Below are 18,365 nucleotides of genomic sequence, written 5' to 3'. Positions count from 1 at the left end.
GCCGTCAATCCCGATCTTCAGGCGCCAGACGACGCCGGCTGAAGGCCTTCAGGCCGCGCCACAGCATCAGCCCCAGGATCACCACCAGCACCACCGCAATCACCGCCAGCAGTACCGGATGGGTGGAGAGGGCATACCACAGCCGCTCCCACCACGGCAGGTGGCCGACATAATAAATATCGCCGACGCGCAGGCTGTTGACCCCCGATTCGCGGATCACCGCCACCGAACCAAACACTGCTGCGCGCTTGCCGCTGTCCAGCAGGGCATTGTTCAGCAGCTCATAGCCGCGCGGACTGTCCGCCAACAGCGCCACGATGCTGCGCTGATCGTTGAACGGCGACTGCACGCCAATGATCGCCGACATCGCGCCCTCGGAGCTGACGGTGGTCTTGCTGTCCGGCCGTGTATCCTCCGCCAGCACTTCCGCACTGGGCAGCGGCGGCTGACGCGTCGGCTGTTTCACCCAGCTTTGGGTCGCGTCCACCAGCAGGCTGATTTTCTTGTCGTCGCGCAGCTCTGGCGGAATGGTGCCGACCATCAGGATATCGTCGTCGCGCTCCTTGGCCTGCGACCAATCGTCGCTCAGCGTAAAGGCCAGCGCCGGGTAGCCGGTTTGCGCGCCGATCACGCCGAGCGCGTTCAGCAGCGCGCTGACCTGCGCCGGCTGCGGTTTCTGGTTCACCAACACCAGCGTTTGCGACAGATCCGCCAGGCGGCTGAACGGGAAGCCGGCGTTGGCGAAGGCGCGCAGGTCCGGCATCGCCATAAAGTGGCGATAGCCGGAGAAATCGATGGTAGACGCGCCGTCGATCACCGCGTGGTTTTGCGTGAAGGAGTAGGTTTCGCAGCGCCCTTCCGCGCCGCTGGCCAGCAACGTGGTGTAATCAAAGTCAAAGCGCAGCTGGTTGGTGGCACCCAGCCGCAGCGCCGGGATACTGACGTTCTTGTCGGAGTCGAGCAGCCCCTGCGTCAACGGCAGGCGCAGCAGCTGCGTGCCCTGTTCGTGTTCCGGCACCAGCGAGTACGCCTGCACGAACTGGTTGTTCAGGCTGACGCTCAGCCGCGAACCGTCCTGAATGCGCGGCGCGGTATAACGGTACTTGAGGTGCATGTCGATGCCGGTGCTGCGGATCAGGAACAGATCCGGCGGCAGGTTCATGGTCAATGAAATCGGGCCGGGCTCGATACCGCTGGTTTGCAGCTGTTCGGCGTATTGCTGCAGTTCGGCGAAGGTCATCGGCCGATCGGTGCGCACCCAGTTCGGCGCGTCGTAAGGCTGACGCGCCGCCAGCTGTTCCACCTTGTCCACCGTCACGTTCTGGCCGCGGAACAGAATGTCGCCCTGCGCGATGCCTTTCACCGCGGTGATCAAATCGTTGTCATCACGCCCCTGAATCAGCAGCAGTTTGACGTAGGGATTGTCCGGGTGGCTGATCATCTCCACCGTCGGGCCGTTGACCGCCGGGTAATCGCGCAGGAAATCCGGGCGCTGCTTATTGGTGGCGAACACCACCGCGTGCTGCGTCGGCAGCGCGTTATACAGCGTCGGGAAGGATTGCCCGCGCCACTGCGCCTTGCTGCCGAACCACGAGGCCAGAATGCCCGCCGCGCGCTGCTGGGCCAGATCCGGCTGGCCGGCGAACACCATCGGCAGCGTCAGCGGCCGATTATCGCGGCTGTCGAAGAACGGCTCAGGGAAGTGCGACAGCTCGTTTTTCACCGGCAGCGTCTGGAAGCGCAGCTTCAGCGCGCTGGATTTGCTGACGTCGAGCCACAGCGAGGTGCTGGCCGGGTTTTCGCAGATGTTTTGATAATGGCCGACGAACACCAGCCGGACGCGGTTAAAATCGGTGATATAGCGCGGATCGATCGCCATCTGGATGCGATTGGGCTTGCCCAACTGCTCCTTGGCGATCGTGGTCACGCCCATCAGCTCGTCGTTCAGGTAGACTTTGACGTGCGACTCCACCGGGATCAGCGCCGGCGACGGCGTAAATTCCAGGTCGAGCATCGCCTGCGAGACCACCTCATCGCTGCGCACGCCGAATTCGATCTGCCCGTCCGGCCGGGTGCCGCGCAGAACAAAGGTGCCCGGCGGCGGCGCTATCTGCGCGAACGGCAGCGACACGTCGCGCACCGGCGCATTCGGATCCTGCGGCGCGGTCGCCGTATCAGCCGCCGCAGCGATCGGCGGCTGGGCCGCCACGGTCGGCGCGGTGGCGGTTTCGGCCTGCGACAGGGTGCTGATGCCTAAGGCCAGAGCAGTTAACCAGGTTATTTTTCTCGTCATCGTATCATCATCAATGTTGGAGCCTGTTCACCGGGCGAGTGAGCGGGCGGTTGAACTCGCAGCTAACCCACGGTTTCTTGTTGACCCAAGGTCGGATCCCTGCCGACGCCGCGCGGAATAAACGACACTACCCAGGCGGTCAACGACGTGACCCCGACCAGCAGACCGCGCACCAGCGGCGGCGCGTAGTCCGCCATGCGCACATAGCCGCGGGAGCCCAGCGCCAGCACGTCGCGCAGGCTTTCGATCGGCCGGTCTTCAGGGAACCCGTCCTGCCACAGCGCCCAGGTATCGGCGCGGGCGAAGGTGCACTGAATAAAATCGATGTGTTCGCGGGTGGAAAGACTGACCAGACGCACCCCCACCTTGTTGCCGAAGGCGCGCGTCACCACGCAGGGGAAGCTGTACTCCTGCTGGCCGCGTTTGAGCAGCAGCGAGGCCTTGTCGCCCTCTTTCAACGTGTCCGCCACCCGCATCTCGATGCCCACGCCGCCATCGGAGTAATCGCGCAGCGTGCAGGGGTAGAGGTGGCCGTCGGCACGCGCGATCGCCGCCGGCATGGCGATCTCCACGCGGTGCGCCTGACGCACCTGTTTGGCTTCCACCGCCACCGCCACCGCGCCGCCGAGAATGGTCATGTTGTACAGCACCCACACCAGGCTGATGATCACCGTCATCACCTCGTCCGTCGGGCCATAGGCCAGCCGCCAGGCGCCGAACGCCAGCCCGGCGAGGTTAAGAACCACCAGGAACATGTAAGGCCGGGTGATCACCCAGTCGACGTGCTCCTCCTCCACCAGCCCGCCCTTGGCGGTCACGTTGAATTTGCCCTTGTGCGGATTGAACAGCGCCACCGTCGTCGGCCGCGCGATATACCAGGCCAACACCGTTTCATAGATTTCGCTCCAGAACGAATGGCGGTATTTCCCCTGGATGCGCGAGTTGGTCAGGCTGGCGTGGATCATGTGCGGCAGCACGTAAAGCGCGATCGCCAGCGCCGGCGCGAAGATGATGTAGGCATGCAACAGCAAAAACGCCAGCGGCGCGGTGAGGAAGATCAGCCGCGGGATGCCCGACAGGAAGTGCAGCATGGCGTTGGCGTAGCACAGGCGCTGCGCCAGTTTCAGCCCCTTGCCCAGCAACGGGTTGTCGAGCCGGAAGATCTGCACCATGCCGCGCGCCCAGCGAATGCGCTGGCCGATGTGCGCCGACAGGCTTTCGGTCGCCAGCCCGGCGGCCTGCGGAATGCGGATATAGGCCGAGGTATGCCCGCGCCGGTGCAAACGCAGCGAGGTATGGGCGTCTTCGGTGACGGTTTCCACCGCAATGCCGCCGATTTCGTCCAGCGCGCTGCGGCGCAGGATGGCGCAAGAGCCGCAGAAGAAGGTGGCGTCCCACATGTCGTTGCCGTCCTGCACCAGCCCGTAGAACAAAGTGCCCTCGTTGGGCGTCTGACGGAAGCGGCCAAGGTTGCGCTCGAAGGGATCCGGCGAGAAGAAGTGGTGCGGGGTCTGCAGCATCGCCAGCTTTTTGTCTTTGAAGAACCACCCCATGGTCAGCTGCAGGAAGGAGCGCGTCGGGACATGGTCGCAGTCGAAAATCGCCACGAACTCGCCGGTGGCCTGCTTCAGCGCGTTGTTGATGTTGCCGGCCTTGGCGTGTTCGTGAGTCGGCCTGGCGATGTACTTCACTCCCACCTCGGCGGCGAACGCCCGGAACTCGGGGCGATTGCCGTCATCAAGGATATAGATGTTCACTTTCTCTTTCGGCCAGTCGATGCCCAGCGCCGCATAGATGGTGGGCTTCACCACCCCGAGGTCTTCGTTGTAGGTCGGCACCATCAGATCGATGGTCGGCCAGGTGGCGCTGTCTTCGGGCAACGGCACCGGCTGGCGGTTAAGCGGCCAGATAGTCTGGAAATAGCCCAGCACCAACACCACCCAGGCGTAAGTTTCCGCCACCAGCAACAGCAGGCCGCATACCAGGCTGAGCGGATCGTCCCAGTTCAGCGTGGCGGTATAGCGCCACCACAGGTAACGGCAGGAGACGGTCAACGACAGCACGATCAGCATCAACGCAGGCAAGCGCCCCGGCACCCGTCGCACCACCATCGCGATCCCCCACAGCAGCAGAACGAACACGAACTGCGCCGACAGATCGAACGGTTGCGAGATGCACAGCATGGCGAGGATCGCCGCCAGCACGCCGACCAGAATGAACAGCGCGCGCCGCAATCCGCGGTTCATGCGGCCGAGTCGCTCTACCGAGCGCTGTTCCACGCCGGCGTTTTTCAGCCGCTGCGGCAAGCCCTGCAGCCAGTCGGCATAGCGCTGCTGCAGCCGCCGCCAACCGGCGAAATAATCGCGCTGCACCGGCGCGCGGCCGCTGCGGAACAGCAGCAGCCACGCCCCCTGCAGCAAATAGCGCAGCGCATCCGCCGGGCGGGGGCGTTCGGCGGACAGATGCGGGAACCAGTAAGCGCGGCCGGCGCGCACGCGCCGCCAGGCCGGTGACTCCAAACGCAGCAGCATCCACCCCAGCGCCACCAACAGCGTAGTGAAAAAGGCGGTCAGCGCCGACGCCCCGCTGCGGCGATAGGCGCGGTAGCGCGCCTGCACCGCCTGGCGCACCGGCGGCACCAGCAGCAGGCTCAGCACCCGACTCATGGCGCAATGCCCCGTTTGAGGTTGATCAGGCACCAGTTGGCCAGCGTCAGCACTTCATCCGCCGCCAGGCTCTCGGGGCGGTACTCGCCCAGCGGCTGTTTGGCCGCCAGCGCTTCCGCCAGCGCTTCATCGCGGTGGATAACCACCGGCAACAGGCCGCTCAGCGTTTGCAGCCACAGCTGATGCAAATCCTGCTGCAGCCGGCTGGCCGAAGAGTAATGGTTAATCAGGAAATGACTTGCGTGCGGCAGCGCCTGCTGATGGAGCCGCACCTGGCAGTTGGCGTCGGGGTTCAACAGCACGAACACGCTGTCGGCCAGTTGCAATGCCTGCTGCGCCAAAACGCCATCCCCGACCGGGACGTCCAGCAGGATCCAGCGCTGCGGATCGCCGGCCATCAGCTGACGCAAATTATCGCGCCAGCGATCGGGATGCGCCTGACACCGATGTTGCACTTCCAGCCGTTCCGCCGCATTCAGGCGGCCAAACGGTAAAAAGTCGAGGTTTTCGCAATAACGCAGCGCGCCTTCCCGCCAACCGCCGCCGTCCTGTTCCGCGCGTGCCCAGCCGCGCGCCAGTTCGAATGGCGTGTTGAAATGCAGGCGCAGCAGATTGTCCGGCGTAAAGTCTATCGCCAGCACCGACTCGCCAAGCTGGCGCAACGCCCAGGCGAGCGCCGCCGTGACTGACGTCGTCCCCATTCCACCCCGCAACCCTTGCAGCGCGATCGCCGGCATAGATCAGTGGCTCCCCGCGTTTTGCGCCAATTCGGCCAGCAGCGGCCAGCGCGTCATCATTTGCGTTAACCGCTCCTGCCGCGAAATATCGACATAGCTTAATTTTGGTAATGAAAAAGCCTGGCTGAGCGCCTGCAGGTCATCCTGGCTCTCCTCCGGCGCCGCTGCACGAAAATGGCTGGGTGCGTTATTCATTCTTCCGCCTTGGCGAAAATAGGCTATGTTAATTAACTATAGCAACGATACAAAAAGAGACAGGCAATAAGATGATTCTCAACAAATATTATTGAAGAGCATCGGAGATTTGTTATTGCCAGCGTAAAAATGGCTATCTTTAAATATAAACGCCTTTAGTCGGCTTTCAACGAAAGTAGAACACATCCTATGGCGCACTCTTTTTCTCTAGGCATTCGGCAGATTTGGGAAGAGCTGTCGGTGATGCAGGCCCCCGGGCTTTATTGGATCAATATCGACAGGCAAAGCGACGCCGCGCTGTTGTGTCGCCAGGCCATCGCCGCCCAGCCGGCCACCCGCAAGCTCGCCCTGATCTGCAGCGGAGACAAACCCGATCGCCTGCTGGCCGAGCTGGCTGCGCCCGCTTTGCAGAAGCTGCCGCTGTATCAACTACCGGAGAAAAAAGCCGCGCTGGCGCAGTTGAGCGACGATCTGATGCGCGCCCTGCGGCCGCAAAATCGCTTACTTATCCTGCTGGCCCACGCCAGCCTGTGGCAAACCTTCACCACCGAAGAACTGCGCGAATGGACGCGCACCCTCGCCGCCTGGCTGCGGCGGCAGGGGTGTACGCTATTGATCCTCAGCCACGGCGGCGGCATCAATAAGCTCAAAGGGCAGCTCAGCACACAGCACCGCATCCTGAACGGCCTGTCCAGCCTGCAATGGCAGCAGGACAGCGCGCAATACCTGGTGAACTGGTGGAGCACCGAAAACGGCATCAACGCCAATCAGCTGCTGACGCTGTATGCGGCGGAAGGCGGTTGGCAGGGCGAGGAGGAAAATAGCCAACCCTCCCCCACCGCCTTGCGCAGCGACGAAGGCCAGTATCTGGCCGAGCGCAGCATCCTGGAAGGCGCACCGCCGCTGTCCGCCAACTGGCAGCTGTTGGAGAGCAACGACGAACTGGCGCAGCACGGCATGCTGAGACTCTCGGCGACGTTGATTTTCGCGTTGTATCAAAGCGACCAAATCGATCATCTGGCGCACCAAATCCACACCCTGCGCCGCAGCCGCGGCAACGGCCTGAAAATCGCGGTGCGCGAGATGAGCGCCAGCCTGCGCTACAGCGACGAACGGCTGCTGCTGGCCTGCGGCGCCAACCTGATCGTGCCGCACGTCGCGCCGCTGTCGCGTTTTCTGACCATGCTTGAAGGCATCCAGGGGCAGCGCTTCTCACGTCACGTGCCCGCCGACATCGATGCGCTGCTGGCCGGGCTGCGTCCGCTGCAGCTGAAAGGCTACATGCGGCCGGAACCGTTTAGCCAGGCGGTGCTTTCGCTGATGGCCAACACCTTGCTGCCCGAGGACGGCAAAGGCGTGATGGTGGCGTTGCGCCCGGCCACCGGCCTGCGCGCCGAACAGGCGATGACCCTGTGCCACCTGCGGCGTTTCGGCGACGTGATGACCGTGGTGCAGGGGCGCCTGGTGCTGTTCCTCTCCACCTGCCGCATCAACGATCTGAACACCGCGCTGAAGTTCATCTTCCGCCTGCCGGTGGATGAAGCCTTCAGCAACCGGGTGGTGTGGCACCAGGATGTCGATATCATTTCGGAAATCAAACGCATGGCTCAGGGGCGCTGGCAGCTTACCGCCACCGGCGCCGCGGGCGTCGCGCCGCCGCCCCCCGTGGTGACGGCCGCAGAGCCCGCAGAACGCCGCCAGCCGATCGCTTTCACGCTGCCGCTTGGCCCGCAGGAGGAAAAGCATGCTGAACCTTAACGACATCCTGCAACTGATCTTGCTGTGCGCGCTGGTCTTCATTCCGCTGGGCTACGCCTTTCACCGGCGTTTTCCGCATTTGCGTCAATACTGGCAAAACCTGTTGTTATCGCCGCGCTATTTGAAATCCGCCGGTTTATGGGTGCGCACAGGCTCATCCTCCCAGATTAAACGTCATAAGAAGCAGCCATGAATCCAAACTCAAATACGCAATCCGATAACGCTCTGTGGCGCTACTGGCGCGGGCTGGGTGGCTGGAACCTCTACTTTCTGGCGAAATTCGCCCTGCTGTGGTTCGGCTACCTGAATTTCCACGCGCTGCCGAACCTGGTGTTCATGGCCTATCTGCTGATGCCGATCCCCTCGCCGCGGCTGCACCGCTGGCGCCATTACCTCGCCATCCCGATCGGCATCGCGTTGTTCTACCACGATACCTGGCTGCCGGGCATCAACAGCATTCTCAGCCAGGGCTCTCAGCTGGCCGGCTTCAGCGCCCAGTACCTGCTGGAGCTGGTCAGCCGCTTTATCAACTGGCAGATGGTCGGCGCCGCCTTCGTGTTGCTTATCGCCTACCTGTTCGTCGCCCAGTGGGTGCGCGTTACGGTGTTCACCGTGGCCGCGCTGGTGTGGCTCAATATCGTCAACATCGCCGGGCCGGCGGTCTCACTGCTGCCCGCCAGTTCCACGGCTGCCGCCGGCGGCGCCGGCACGCCGGCCACGGCCGCGCCGACGGCAGGAGATAATGCGCCGGCAGACAGCCTGCCGCCGACCAGCGCCAACCTGACGGCCTATCTGAACCAGTTCTACGAGCGGGAAAAAGGCCGCGCCACCGCGTTCCCGGCCACTTTGCCCGCCGACGCCCAACCGTTCGATCTGTTGGTGATCAACATCTGCTCGCTGGCTTGGACCGATATGGAGGCGGTCAACCTGCAGAATCATCCGCTGTGGTCGAAGATGGATATCATGTTCGACAGCTTCAACTCGGCCACCGCCTACAGCGGCCCGGCGGCCATACGGTTGCTGCGCGCCAGCTGCGGCCAGCTTTCGCATCACGATCTGTACCAGCCGGTGAACCAGCAGTGTTACCTGTTCGACAACCTGGCGAAGCTCGGCTTCAAGGAACAGCTGATGCTCGATCACTCCGGGGTGTTCGGCAACTTCCTGAAAGAGCTGCGTGAACAGGGGGATATGCAGGCGCCGCTGATGTCGCAGGCCGGCGTCGGCAACGAGCTGACGTCATTCGACGGTGAGCCGATTTATAGCGATCTGGAATTGCTGACCCGCTGGCTGGATCAGCAGCAAAAAGCCGGAGACGCCCGCACCGCCACCTTCTTCAACGTCATTCCGTTGCACGACGGCAACCGCTTCGTCGGCTCTAACAAGAGCGCCGACTATCAGCCGCGCGCGCAGAAGCTGTTCGATCAGCTGAACACCTTCCTCGATCAGCTGGAAAAATCCGGCCGCAAAGTGGTGGTGGTGATCGTGCCGGAGCACGGCGCGGCGTTGGTGGGTGACAAGATGCAAATGTCCGGCCTGCGCGATATCCCCAGCCCAAACATCACCCATACGCCGGTCGGCATCAAACTGATCGGCATGAAGGCGCCGCATCAGGGCAGCCCGCTGCAGATCAAAACACCGAGCAGCTATCTGGCGCTGTCGGAGCTGGTATCACGTCTGGTGGACGGCAAAGTCTTCAGCGAGTCCAGCGTCGACTGGCAGGCGCTGACGCAAGGGCTGCCGCAGACGCCGGTCATCTCCGAAAACGACAACGCCATCGTGATGCAATATCAGGGGAAACCTTACATTCGCCTGAACGGCGGCGATTGGGTGCCTTATCCGCAATAAGCGCGGCCTTATCGACCCAAAGCACGCCGACGGCGTGCTTTTTTTATTGAGCAAGTCCGACAAAAGGCGAAGTTAAACGTCTGGCAAAAATATTATTACTCACCTCCCGTTAAATTTTTTATTCGCTTATTAATTCATTGCGAAAATTCCTATAAAAATAAGCATTCGTCAGATTTTCGTTAAGCATTCAATAACGCCCCGAAAAGCGATTCGATTAACTGATTGATTAAATAATAAAAAACGCCGGCGTTAAGCCGGCGTGGGTTTATGCGGTGAAATCCGACGCTTTACGCCCCCGGATGTTCGTCCTGATCGACCGCAAAACAGGCCACCATCTGCTCACCGTACTGCTTCAGCTGCGGCTGCAGCTGTACGCAGGTGCCGAAGGCGCGGCGGCAGCGGGCATTGAATGCGCAGCCCGGCGGCGGGTTCATCGGGCTGGGCAGTTCGCCGGTCAGCTTGATGCGCTCGCGGCGCATATCCGGGTTCAACCGCGGCGTCGCCGACAGCAGCGCCTGGGTGTATGGATGGCGCGGGTTGTTGAAGATCGCCTCTTTGCTGCCCTTTTCCACGCAGCGGCCCAGGTACATCACCATCACTTCATCGGCGATGTGTTCCACCACCGACAGATCGTGCGAGATGAACACGTAGGACAGCCCCAGCTCCTGCTGCAGATCCATCATCAGGTTCAGCACCTGCGCGCGCACCGATACGTCCAACGCCGACACCGGCTCATCGGCGATCACCACGTCCGGATTCAACATCAGCCCGCGGGCGATGGCGATACGCTGACGCTGGCCGCCGGAGAACATGTGCGGATAGCGATCGTAATGCTCGGTCTTCAGGCCGACCTTCGCCATCATCTCCAGCGCTTTTTCCCGCCGTTCAGCGGCGCTGAGCGAGGTGTTGATCAACAGCGGCTCCTCGAGGATCTGCCCGACCTTCTTGCGCGGGTTGAGCGATCCGTAAGGATTCTGGAACACGATTTGGATCTTCTGGCGCCGCAATTTCTCGGCGGAAACGTCCGGCTTCAGCAGATCCTGTCCCTGGTAGTACAGCTCGCCGCCGGTCGGCACTTCGATCATCGTCAGCAGGCGGCCGAGCGTGGATTTGCCGCAGCCCGACTCACCGACTACCGCCAGCGTTTTACCGCGCTCCAGAGTGAACGACACGCCGTCCAGCGCCTTGACCAGCCGCTCCGGCGCGAACAGGCCCTTTTTCACCGGGTAATGCTTTTTCAGGTCGATCGCCTGCAGTAAAGGTTGATTCTGGCTCATACGGTCGGCCTCCCCGCATCATCCAGCGGTGTGTGACATTTAACCTGACGGCCGGGAATGCTGCGCAGTTCCGGCTCCTCGTTACGGCAGCGCTCGTTGGCGTACGGACAACGCGGATTGAGCAGGCAGCCGGTCGGGCGATCGTATTTGCCCGGCACCACGCCCGGCAGCGAAGCCAGCCGCGCCTTGTCGGCGGCGAACTCCGGCAGCGCGCGCAGCAGCGCCTGGGTGTACGGGTGGCGCGGCGCGCGGAAAATCTCCGCCGCTTTGCCGGATTCCACCACCTGGCCGGCGTACATCACGATAATGTGATGCGCCGCTTCCGCCACCAGCGCCAGATCGTGGGTGATGAGCAACAGCGCCATGTTCTCGCGCTGCTGCAGATCCAGCAGCAGTTCGATGATCTGCGCCTGGATGGTCACGTCGAGCGCGGTCGTCGGCTCATCGGCGATCAGCAGCTTCGGCCGACAGGCGATAGCCATGGCGATCATCACGCGCTGGCTCATGCCGCCGGAAAGCTGGTGCGGGTACACGTCCAGCCGCGAGGCCGGATCGGGAATCCCCACCTGCGTCAGCAGGTCGATAGCGCGCTGGCGGCGAGTGCGGCGGTTGCCGCCCTGATGCACCTTCAGCGCCTCCATAATCTGATAACCGACGGTGTAGCACGGGTTCAGGCTGGTCATCGGATCCTGGAAGATCATCGCCACTTCGGAGCCCACCAGCTGGCGGCGCTCTTTTTCGGAGATCTTGCGCAAGTCCTGGCCGTTGAACTCCAGCTTGTCGGCCATCACTTTGCCGGGAAAATCGATCAGGCCCATGATCGCCAGCGAACTGACGGATTTGCCGGAGCCGGATTCGCCGACGATGCCGACCACCTGACCTTGATCCACGCTGTAACTGATGCGGTCTACCGCGCGGAACGGGGTGCCTTCGTCACCGAAGTGCACCGAAAGCTTGTCTACATTCAATAACGCCATCTCTCTCGTCCTCTGTTACTGCTTGAGTTTGGGGTCGAGAGCGTCACGCAAACCGTCCCCCATCAGGTTGAATGCCAGCACCGTCAGCAGGATCGCCAGGCCGGGGAAGGTCACTACCCACCAGGCGCTTTGCGCGAACTGCAACACGTCGGAGAGCATGGTGCCCCACTCCGGCGTCGGCGGTTGCGCGCCCATGCCCAGAAAGCCGAGAGCGGCCATGTCGAGAATGGCGTTCGAGAAACCGAGAGAAGCCTGAACGATCAAGGGCGCCAGGCAGTTAGGCAGAATATTGACGAACATCTGACGCAGCGCGCCGGCGCCCGCCACCCGCGAAGCGGTGACGTAATCGCGGTTCACCTCCGCCAGCACCGCCGCGCGCGTCAGACGCACATAGTGCGGCAAGGCGACGAAGGTGAGCGCCAGCGAGGCGTTGACGATCGACGGTCCGAATACCGCCACCAGCACCAGCGCCAGCAGCAGGCTCGGCAGGGCCAGCATGATGTCGACGACGCGCATGATCACCGCGTCCACCGCGCCGCCGAAGTAGCCGGCCAGCAGGCCGAACACCACGCCCATGACCAGCGACAACACTACCACCAGACAACCGACCAGCAGCGACAGGCGCGCGCCGTACATCAGGCGCGACAGCACGTCGCGGCCCACGTCGTCGGTGCCCAGGATGTATTGCCAACTGCCGCCCTCCTGCCACACCGGCGGCTTGAGCAGCGCGTCGCGGAACTGGTCCGCCGGCGCATGCGGCGCCAGCACCCCGGCGCCGAGCGCGATCACCAGCATCAAAACGATATACACCAGGCCGACCACGGCCCCTTTATTGCGCTTGAAATAGTGCCAGAACTCCTGAAACGGGGTCATCGGCTTCGGCGCACCTTTAACTGCAGACTCAGTGATTTGAGACATGAGAGCGCCCCTTATTTCTTGTGGCGAATACGCGGGTTGACCACGCCGTAGAGCACGTCTACCAGCAGGTTAACCAGAATGATCATACAGGCGACCAGCAACACCCCGCCCTGCACTACCGGGTAATCACGGCGCTGCAGCGCATCGATCAGCCAGCGGCCCAGACCCGGCCAGGAGAAGATGGTTTCGGTCAGAATGGCGCCGGCCAGCATGGTGCCGACCTGCAGCCCGATCACCGTCACCACCGGCAGCAGCGCGTTGCGCAGCGCGTGAACGACGATCACCCGCATGCGGCTCACGCCCTTGGCGCGCGCGGTGCGGATATAGTCTTCGCCCAACACCTCCAGCATCGAGGAGCGGGTCATGCGCACGATCACCGCCAGCGGGATGGTGCCCAGCACGATGGCCGGCAGGATCATGTGCATCACCGCATCGATAAAGTCGCCCGGTTCGCCCCAGATCAGGGTGTCTATCAGCATGAAGCCGGTCAGCGGGTGGCTGTCGTCGAGGAATACCGTGTCGCTGATGCGCCCCGACACCGGCGTCAGGTTAAGCTGCACCGACACCAGCATGATCAGCATCATGCCCCACCAGAAAATCGGCATCGAATAGCCGGTCAGCGAGATGCCCACCGCGGTATGGTCGAAGACCGAGCCGCGTTTGACCGCCGCCAGCACCCCGACCGGGATGCCCACCAGCACCGCGAAGATCATCGCGCACAGGCCCAGCTCCAGCGTGGCCTGAAAGCGCGGAACGAACTCGCTCCAGACGGAGATGCGGCTTTTGAGTGAGGTGCCCAGATCGCCGTGCAGCACGTTGGACACGTAGGAGAAATATTGTTGATAGAGCGGCTTGTCCAGCCCCATTTCCGCCATCAGCTGCGCGTGGCGCTCGGCGGAGATACCGCGTTCCCCGGCCATGATGGTCACCGGGTCGCCGGGGATCATATGGACGAATGCAAAAGTCAGCAATGTAATGCCGATAAACGTTGGGATAACTAACCCCAAACGTCGGAGTATGAACTGCAACATATCCCGAACTCTCTGTATCAATGCCCGGCAGCTCATCGTCCGCCAGGCTTATTAACGCTCACATGCCTTTGAACGATCCAACGGCCATACGCCGGAGACTGGTCAGCAGAGGCGCAAACCTGTTGCGCCCCTGCAAGTCCATTCGTGCATCTCCGGTTTAGGTCGGAATCAGTCTACAGAGACATTCTCGAAGTGATGCTTGCCGAGCGGATCCACGACGTAGCCCTTCACTTCCTTACGCACAGGCTCATACACGGTGGAGTGCGCGACGATCAGCGCCGGAGCCTGATCGTGCATCACCACCTGCGCCTGCTTGTACAGTTCGATGCGTTTGTCGTGGTTGGACTCGGCGCGCGCCGGTTGAATCAGATCTTCAAACGGCTTGTAGCACCAGCGGGAGTAGTTGGAGCCGTCTTTCGCCGCCGCGCAGCTGAACAGCGTGGCGAAGAAGTTGTCCGGATCCCCGTTGTCGCCGGTCCAGCCCATCATCACCGTTTGGTGCTCGCCCGCTTTGGCGCGCTTGAGGTATTCACCCCACTCATAGGTCACGATTTTGGCTTTCACGCCGATCTTGGCCCAGTCGGCCTGGATCATTTCCGCCATGCGGCGCGCGTTCGGGTTGTAAGGACGCTGTACCGGCATCGCCCACAGGTCGATGCTGAAACCGTCGGCCATGCCCGCTTCTTTCAGCAGTTCTTTTGCCTTGGCCGGATCGTAAGCGTAATCCTGCACCGCGTCGTTATAGCCCCACATGGTCGGCGGGATCAGGTTCTTGGCCGCCTGGCCCGCGCCCTGATAAACCGCGTCGATGATCGCCTGCTTGTTGACCGCCATGGTCAACGCCTGACGCACCTTCACGTTATCCAGCGGTTTTTTCTCGGTGTTGAACGACAGGTAACCCACGTTCAGCCCCGGCTGCTCCATCAGGTTGATGGATTTGTCCTGCTTCATGCGGGCGATATCGGCCGGGTTCGGGAACGGCATCACCTGGCATTCGTTTTTCTGCAGCTTGGCGTAACGCACGGAAGCGTCAGGCGTGATGGAGAACACCAGGCGATCGATCTTCGGCTTGGTGCCCCAGAAACCGTCGAACGCCTTGTACAGGATTTTGGAGTCTTTCTGGTATTGCAGCAGCTGGAACGGGCCGGTGCCGATCGGGTTCAGGTCGACTTTTTCCGGCGTACCGGCTTTCATCATGACGTCAGCGTATTCGGCGGACAGGATGGACGCGAAGTCCATGCCCAGGTCAGCCAGGAACGGCGCCTCCGGGCGGTTCAGCACGAAACGCACGGTGTTGTCGTCTACTTTTTCGATCTTGGCGATCAGCTTCGGCATGTCCATGCCTTCAAAGTATTCGTAACTGCCGCCGGACACTTTGTGGTAGGCGTTATTGGCATCCAACTGGCGTTCGAAGGAGAACACCACGTCGTCGGCGTTGAAGTCGCGCGTCGGTTTGAAATCTTTGCTGCTCTGCCACTTCACGCCTTTGCGCAGGTGGAAGGTATAGGTTTTGCCGTCTTCGCTGACGTCCCACTTCTCAGCCAGGCCCGGCTGCAGTTCGGTGGTGCCGACTTTGAATTCGACCAGGCGGTTGTAGATCGGTACCGAACTGGCGTCGTAGGTGGTGCCGGAGGTGAACAGCTGCGGGTTGAACCCTTCCGGGGAACCTTCAGAACAGTAAACCAACGTCTTGGCCTGTACGCTGGCCGCCACGGTCAGCGCGATCAGCCCAATGCCGAATTTCAGAACCCCCGATTTACCCAAGGAACGTGTCATCGTTAGTGCTCCATTGTGTGATGTGATGTGTGTAATTGCCGCCAGACCTGTATTTTTTATTGCGTGGCCTGTGCGGTCAGCGCCCGAAGGCAGAAGGCGTACGATGAGAGGATGCCGGATGGAACGCATCGCGACGGGGACGTCTGAGCGCGTGGAATTCACTCAAACAACTCTCGCTCTTACCCCTGAGGCTATCAAGTTGCCAACTGTTTGGGGTGTCGTCAATATAACCAGTGGGGATTTACGCAGACTGTGAGAAACAGCAAACAAACATAAAAAAAACCTTTTGTTAACAGTTCCAGCATGAAAATTTATGCTAAGCGGTCATTTTTAGCGCATTGGTCTGACCCTGATAAATTTACTGGTTTTAAACTCCGCTAAAAAACCCCAAAACTTTGTTGCTGAACGATGAATATCTGAACGGTTATTTTTGTGATCGCCGTTAAAGACAGAAGGAAATGCTGAAGGATTACCCAAAAGGGTGAGTCCGATGAGCGCATTTTTCGCCGGGCAGGCCCACAATCTGTGCGGCGTAAAAAAACTTTCGGCGGCGAAAAAGCCGGGGGCGAAAGGATATCCCCCGGCAACGCACTGCAACCGATTATTGAACGCCGGCGCTGTTGCCCAGGCTGGCGTTCATGCTGTTGAGAATATCGCCGTTGTCCGCGTCGATCTCCCAGGAGAACAGGCCGCCCAGCTGCTTATCCAACACGTACTTGCCTTTGGCCTGCACCGAGCGGGCATCGTCAAAGGTGATCAGATCGCCGGTGGAAGGTTTGAACACGTAAGGCGCTTCCGCCGTGGCGTCGTAGGTGTACTGCCACTCGCCGCTCATGAACTGGCTGGCGATCTGGCGGTAGTCCACGATGCCGTTCTCCCAGGTGCCTTTGACCGGCCCGGTGGCGGTGCCGGTGAACGGAATGTTGTTCTGGTAGCCGTTCACCCCGGTCCAACCGCGGCCATACATGGCGGTGCCGACCACGATCTTGCCCGGCTTGACGCCCTGCGCCAGCAGCGCATTCACGCCGTTTACCGTGGTGTAGGCGGTGTCCGGTTTCCAGGCCGGCGCATTCAGCGCGGTCTGATGCCCCAGGTTTTTCAGATCGAAGGCGCCGTAGAAGTCGTAGCTCATCAGGAAGATGTGATCCATCGAGTTCTGCGCGACGTTGTATGCCACCTTGTCGATCTTGTCCTTGCCGGCGCTGATGGCGGAGGTCAGCTCATACTTGCGGCCGGTTTCCGCCGACAGCTGATCCAGCATCGCCCGCAGTTCTTTCATCAGCAGCACATAAGTTTCCCCGTCCTGAGGGCTGCCCAGATTCGGGTTGGCGCCTTTGCCGCCCGGGAATTCCCAGTCGATATCCACGCCGTCGAAGAACTTCCAGGTCTGCAGGAACTCTTTCACCGAGCCGACGAAGCGATCGCGCTTCACCTTGTCGCCCATGAAGAAGAACGGGTCGGACAGCGTCCAGCCGCCGATCGACGGCAGGATTTTCAGATCGGGACGCGCCTGCTTCAGCGCCATCAGCTGGCCAAAGTTGCCCTTGTAGGGGTCATCCCAGGCGGTGACGCCCTTCTGCGCTTTTTGCAGCGCGGCGAACGGATCGTGGATGGAGACTTTGAAATCCTCGCGGCCCTGGCAGGAGCGCTGCAGCGCCTGGAAGCTGCCTTCAATCTCTTTCAGGCTGTCGTTGATGCCGTTGCCGCCGCAGATCGGGATAAAGCCGTACAGCAGGTGAGTCAGGTTCTGCGCCGGGATCTTGTCGACGGTGAAATTGCGCCCGTAAACGCCCCACTCGACGAAATAAGAACCGACCACTTTGCCGGAGTTCTGTTTATACGGTTTATTTTTTTCCAGCAGCGGCTCTTTCAACGGCGCCAAATGGCTGCCGTCGGTGTCGGCCACCACAATTTCAGTGGCGTCGCTGGCGGTGCAGCCGTCGGCATTGCACAATGCCACCTGCATTTGATAACGGCCGCCTTTATTGACTTTAAAATTCGCCGTACCGGAAGAACCGGTTGAAGGGCCGCTCCACGCCTCTTTGCCATTTAATAAAATCTTGGCCGTCGTGCCCGCGTCGCCATTCCATAAATTCCAGGAGACGGAAACATCGGCGGCATTTTTTACCTTCACCAAATTATTATAAGCGGTAGCCGCCTGGTCAACTTCAACGATGGCGAACTTGGTGTTGCCCCAGGCGATGGTCGGCTTGCCCGGCGCGGCGGCCTGCGCCGCGGAACACAGCGTGCTGCCGATCAACAGCGCCAACAGCGGTTTATTAAATTTGCGCATAACTGATTCCTTTATTCCGAGAGGATAAACATAAAAGAGTTAATCGTCGCTACGCATTGCCGAAGCGAAAAAATTCCGCAATAATCCACGAAGATTAAAGTCAATAAATAAAAACAGCGTTTTTACACGTAACGGAAAAATCATTCCCGCCGCGTACATTCAGACTATAAATAAAAAAGGCCTGAAAACAAGAGCGCTATCAACTGGGTTTTATTCAGCAAGCGTGAATTTATTTAAATATGAGAAAAAGAACCTAACTGGAATAAGGAGTTTGAATTAATTAAGCGTAAAGGATAAATATATTTCATGAGGATGGCGGATTGACACGTGCCATAAAGCGAAGCCGGTCGTATCGCAGGAGGTGCTCATCCTCATAAACCGCAGGCGAAAAAAAACCTGCTTTAAAAGCAGGTTTTTCGAATGGTGGTCGGCGAGAGAGGATTCGAACCTCCGACCCACTGGTCCCAAACCAGTTGCGCTACCAAGCTGCGCTACTCGCCGATGCGGGGCGCATCTTACTGCTGGCGGTTATAGGCGTCAATCACTTTTTTTCCCCTGCATTTCAAGTGGTGATAAAAGCGCCATAATGCGCTGCGCCG

The 18,365-nt window shown here is 60.7% G+C and carries 13 protein-coding genes and 1 tRNA gene; 3 read left to right on the top strand and 11 right to left on the bottom strand.

Annotation, left to right across the window (positions count from 1 at the left end; translation table 11 throughout):
- Positions 1-4: 4 nt before the first annotated feature.
- From bcsB to bcsR, 4 genes are all read right to left on the bottom strand, one after another.
- A complete protein-coding gene (gene bcsB, locus EDY99_RS21955) occupies positions 5-2,293 on the bottom strand; it encodes a cellulose biosynthesis cyclic di-GMP-binding regulatory protein BcsB (RefSeq protein ID WP_123062066.1) in 2,289 nt (762 codons plus the stop codon).
- Between the two features lie 62 nt (positions 2,294-2,355).
- On the bottom strand, positions 2,356-4,959 hold the full coding sequence (gene bcsA, locus EDY99_RS21950) for a UDP-forming cellulose synthase catalytic subunit (protein ID WP_123062065.1): 2,604 nt from the start codon (positions 4,957-4,959) through the stop codon (positions 2,356-2,358).
- The gene (gene bcsQ / locus EDY99_RS21945; protein ID WP_033645054.1) at positions 4,956-5,696 is read right to left on the bottom strand and encodes a cellulose biosynthesis protein BcsQ; all 741 of its coding nucleotides are present in this window, start codon (positions 5,694-5,696) and stop codon (positions 4,956-4,958) included. Before bcsQ ends, bcsA begins: the two co-directional genes overlap by 4 nt.
- A 3-nt stretch (positions 5,697-5,699) precedes the next feature.
- Positions 5,700-5,891 (bottom strand): cellulose biosynthesis protein BcsR, encoded by a 192-nt coding sequence (gene bcsR, locus EDY99_RS21940; RefSeq protein ID WP_033645055.1) that lies wholly within the window; start codon positions 5,889-5,891, stop codon positions 5,700-5,702.
- A 189-nt stretch (positions 5,892-6,080) separates the two neighbouring features.
- Here bcsR and bcsE point away from each other — a divergent pair, with 189 nt between their 5' ends.
- From bcsE to bcsG, 3 genes are read left to right on the top strand one after another with little or no spacing between them, the layout of a single operon-like run.
- Positions 6,081-7,649, top strand: a complete 1,569-nt coding sequence (gene bcsE, locus EDY99_RS21935) for a cellulose biosynthesis protein BcsE (protein ID WP_060660090.1) — start codon at positions 6,081-6,083, stop codon at positions 7,647-7,649.
- Positions 7,636-7,842 (top strand): cellulose biosynthesis protein BcsF, encoded by a 207-nt coding sequence (bcsF, locus tag EDY99_RS21930; RefSeq protein ID WP_033645228.1) that lies wholly within the window; start codon positions 7,636-7,638, stop codon positions 7,840-7,842. Before bcsE ends, bcsF begins: the two co-directional genes overlap by 14 nt.
- Positions 7,839-9,494, top strand: coding sequence for a cellulose biosynthesis protein BcsG (bcsG, locus tag EDY99_RS21925; protein WP_123062064.1), 1,656 nt, complete (start codon positions 7,839-7,841; stop codon positions 9,492-9,494). The genes bcsF and bcsG overlap by 4 nt, the downstream gene beginning before the upstream one ends.
- Before the next feature lie 287 nt (positions 9,495-9,781).
- Here bcsG and dppF read toward each other — a convergent pair whose 3' ends face one another.
- The 7 genes from dppF to EDY99_RS21890 form a co-directional block, all read right to left on the bottom strand.
- Entirely contained in the window at positions 9,782-10,771 is a 990-nt protein-coding gene (gene dppF, locus EDY99_RS21920) for a dipeptide ABC transporter ATP-binding subunit DppF (protein ID WP_015376237.1), read from the bottom strand.
- The gene (gene dppD, locus EDY99_RS21915) at positions 10,768-11,748 is read right to left on the bottom strand and encodes a dipeptide ABC transporter ATP-binding protein (RefSeq protein ID WP_033645058.1); all 981 of its coding nucleotides are present in this window, start codon (positions 11,746-11,748) and stop codon (positions 10,768-10,770) included. The genes dppF and dppD overlap by 4 nt, the downstream gene beginning before the upstream one ends.
- A gap of 15 nt (positions 11,749-11,763) precedes the next feature.
- Positions 11,764-12,666: a dipeptide ABC transporter permease DppC gene (gene dppC, locus EDY99_RS21910; protein ID WP_033645059.1), complete on the bottom strand. Its 903-nt coding sequence runs from the start codon at positions 12,664-12,666 to the stop codon at positions 11,764-11,766.
- Between the two features lie 11 nt (positions 12,667-12,677).
- Positions 12,678-13,697 carry a dipeptide ABC transporter permease DppB gene (dppB, locus tag EDY99_RS21905; protein WP_033645060.1) on the bottom strand — a complete coding sequence of 340 codons (1,020 nt, stop codon included), beginning with the start codon at positions 13,695-13,697 and terminating at the stop codon, positions 12,678-12,680.
- Between the two features lie 168 nt (positions 13,698-13,865).
- Positions 13,866-15,473, bottom strand: coding sequence for a dipeptide ABC transporter periplasmic-binding protein DppA (gene dppA, locus EDY99_RS21900; protein ID WP_042783430.1), 1,608 nt, complete (start codon positions 15,471-15,473; stop codon positions 13,866-13,868).
- A 601-nt stretch (positions 15,474-16,074) separates the two neighbouring features.
- Positions 16,075-17,766, bottom strand: coding sequence for a glycosyl hydrolase family 18 protein (locus EDY99_RS21895; RefSeq protein WP_033645062.1), 1,692 nt, complete (start codon positions 17,764-17,766; stop codon positions 16,075-16,077).
- Positions 17,767-18,190: 424 nt separating this feature from the next.
- A tRNA-Pro gene (locus tag EDY99_RS21890) sits at positions 18,191-18,267 on the bottom strand.
- Positions 18,268-18,365 lie beyond the last annotated feature (98 nt).

Origin of the sequence: Serratia sp. LS-1, assembly GCF_003719595.1 — a bacterium.
Taxonomy (GTDB): Bacteria; Pseudomonadota; Gammaproteobacteria; order Enterobacterales; family Enterobacteriaceae; genus Serratia; species Serratia ureilytica.
Note: the sequence above shows the minus strand (reverse complement) of the source record. Positions and strands in the feature narration are given on the sequence as shown.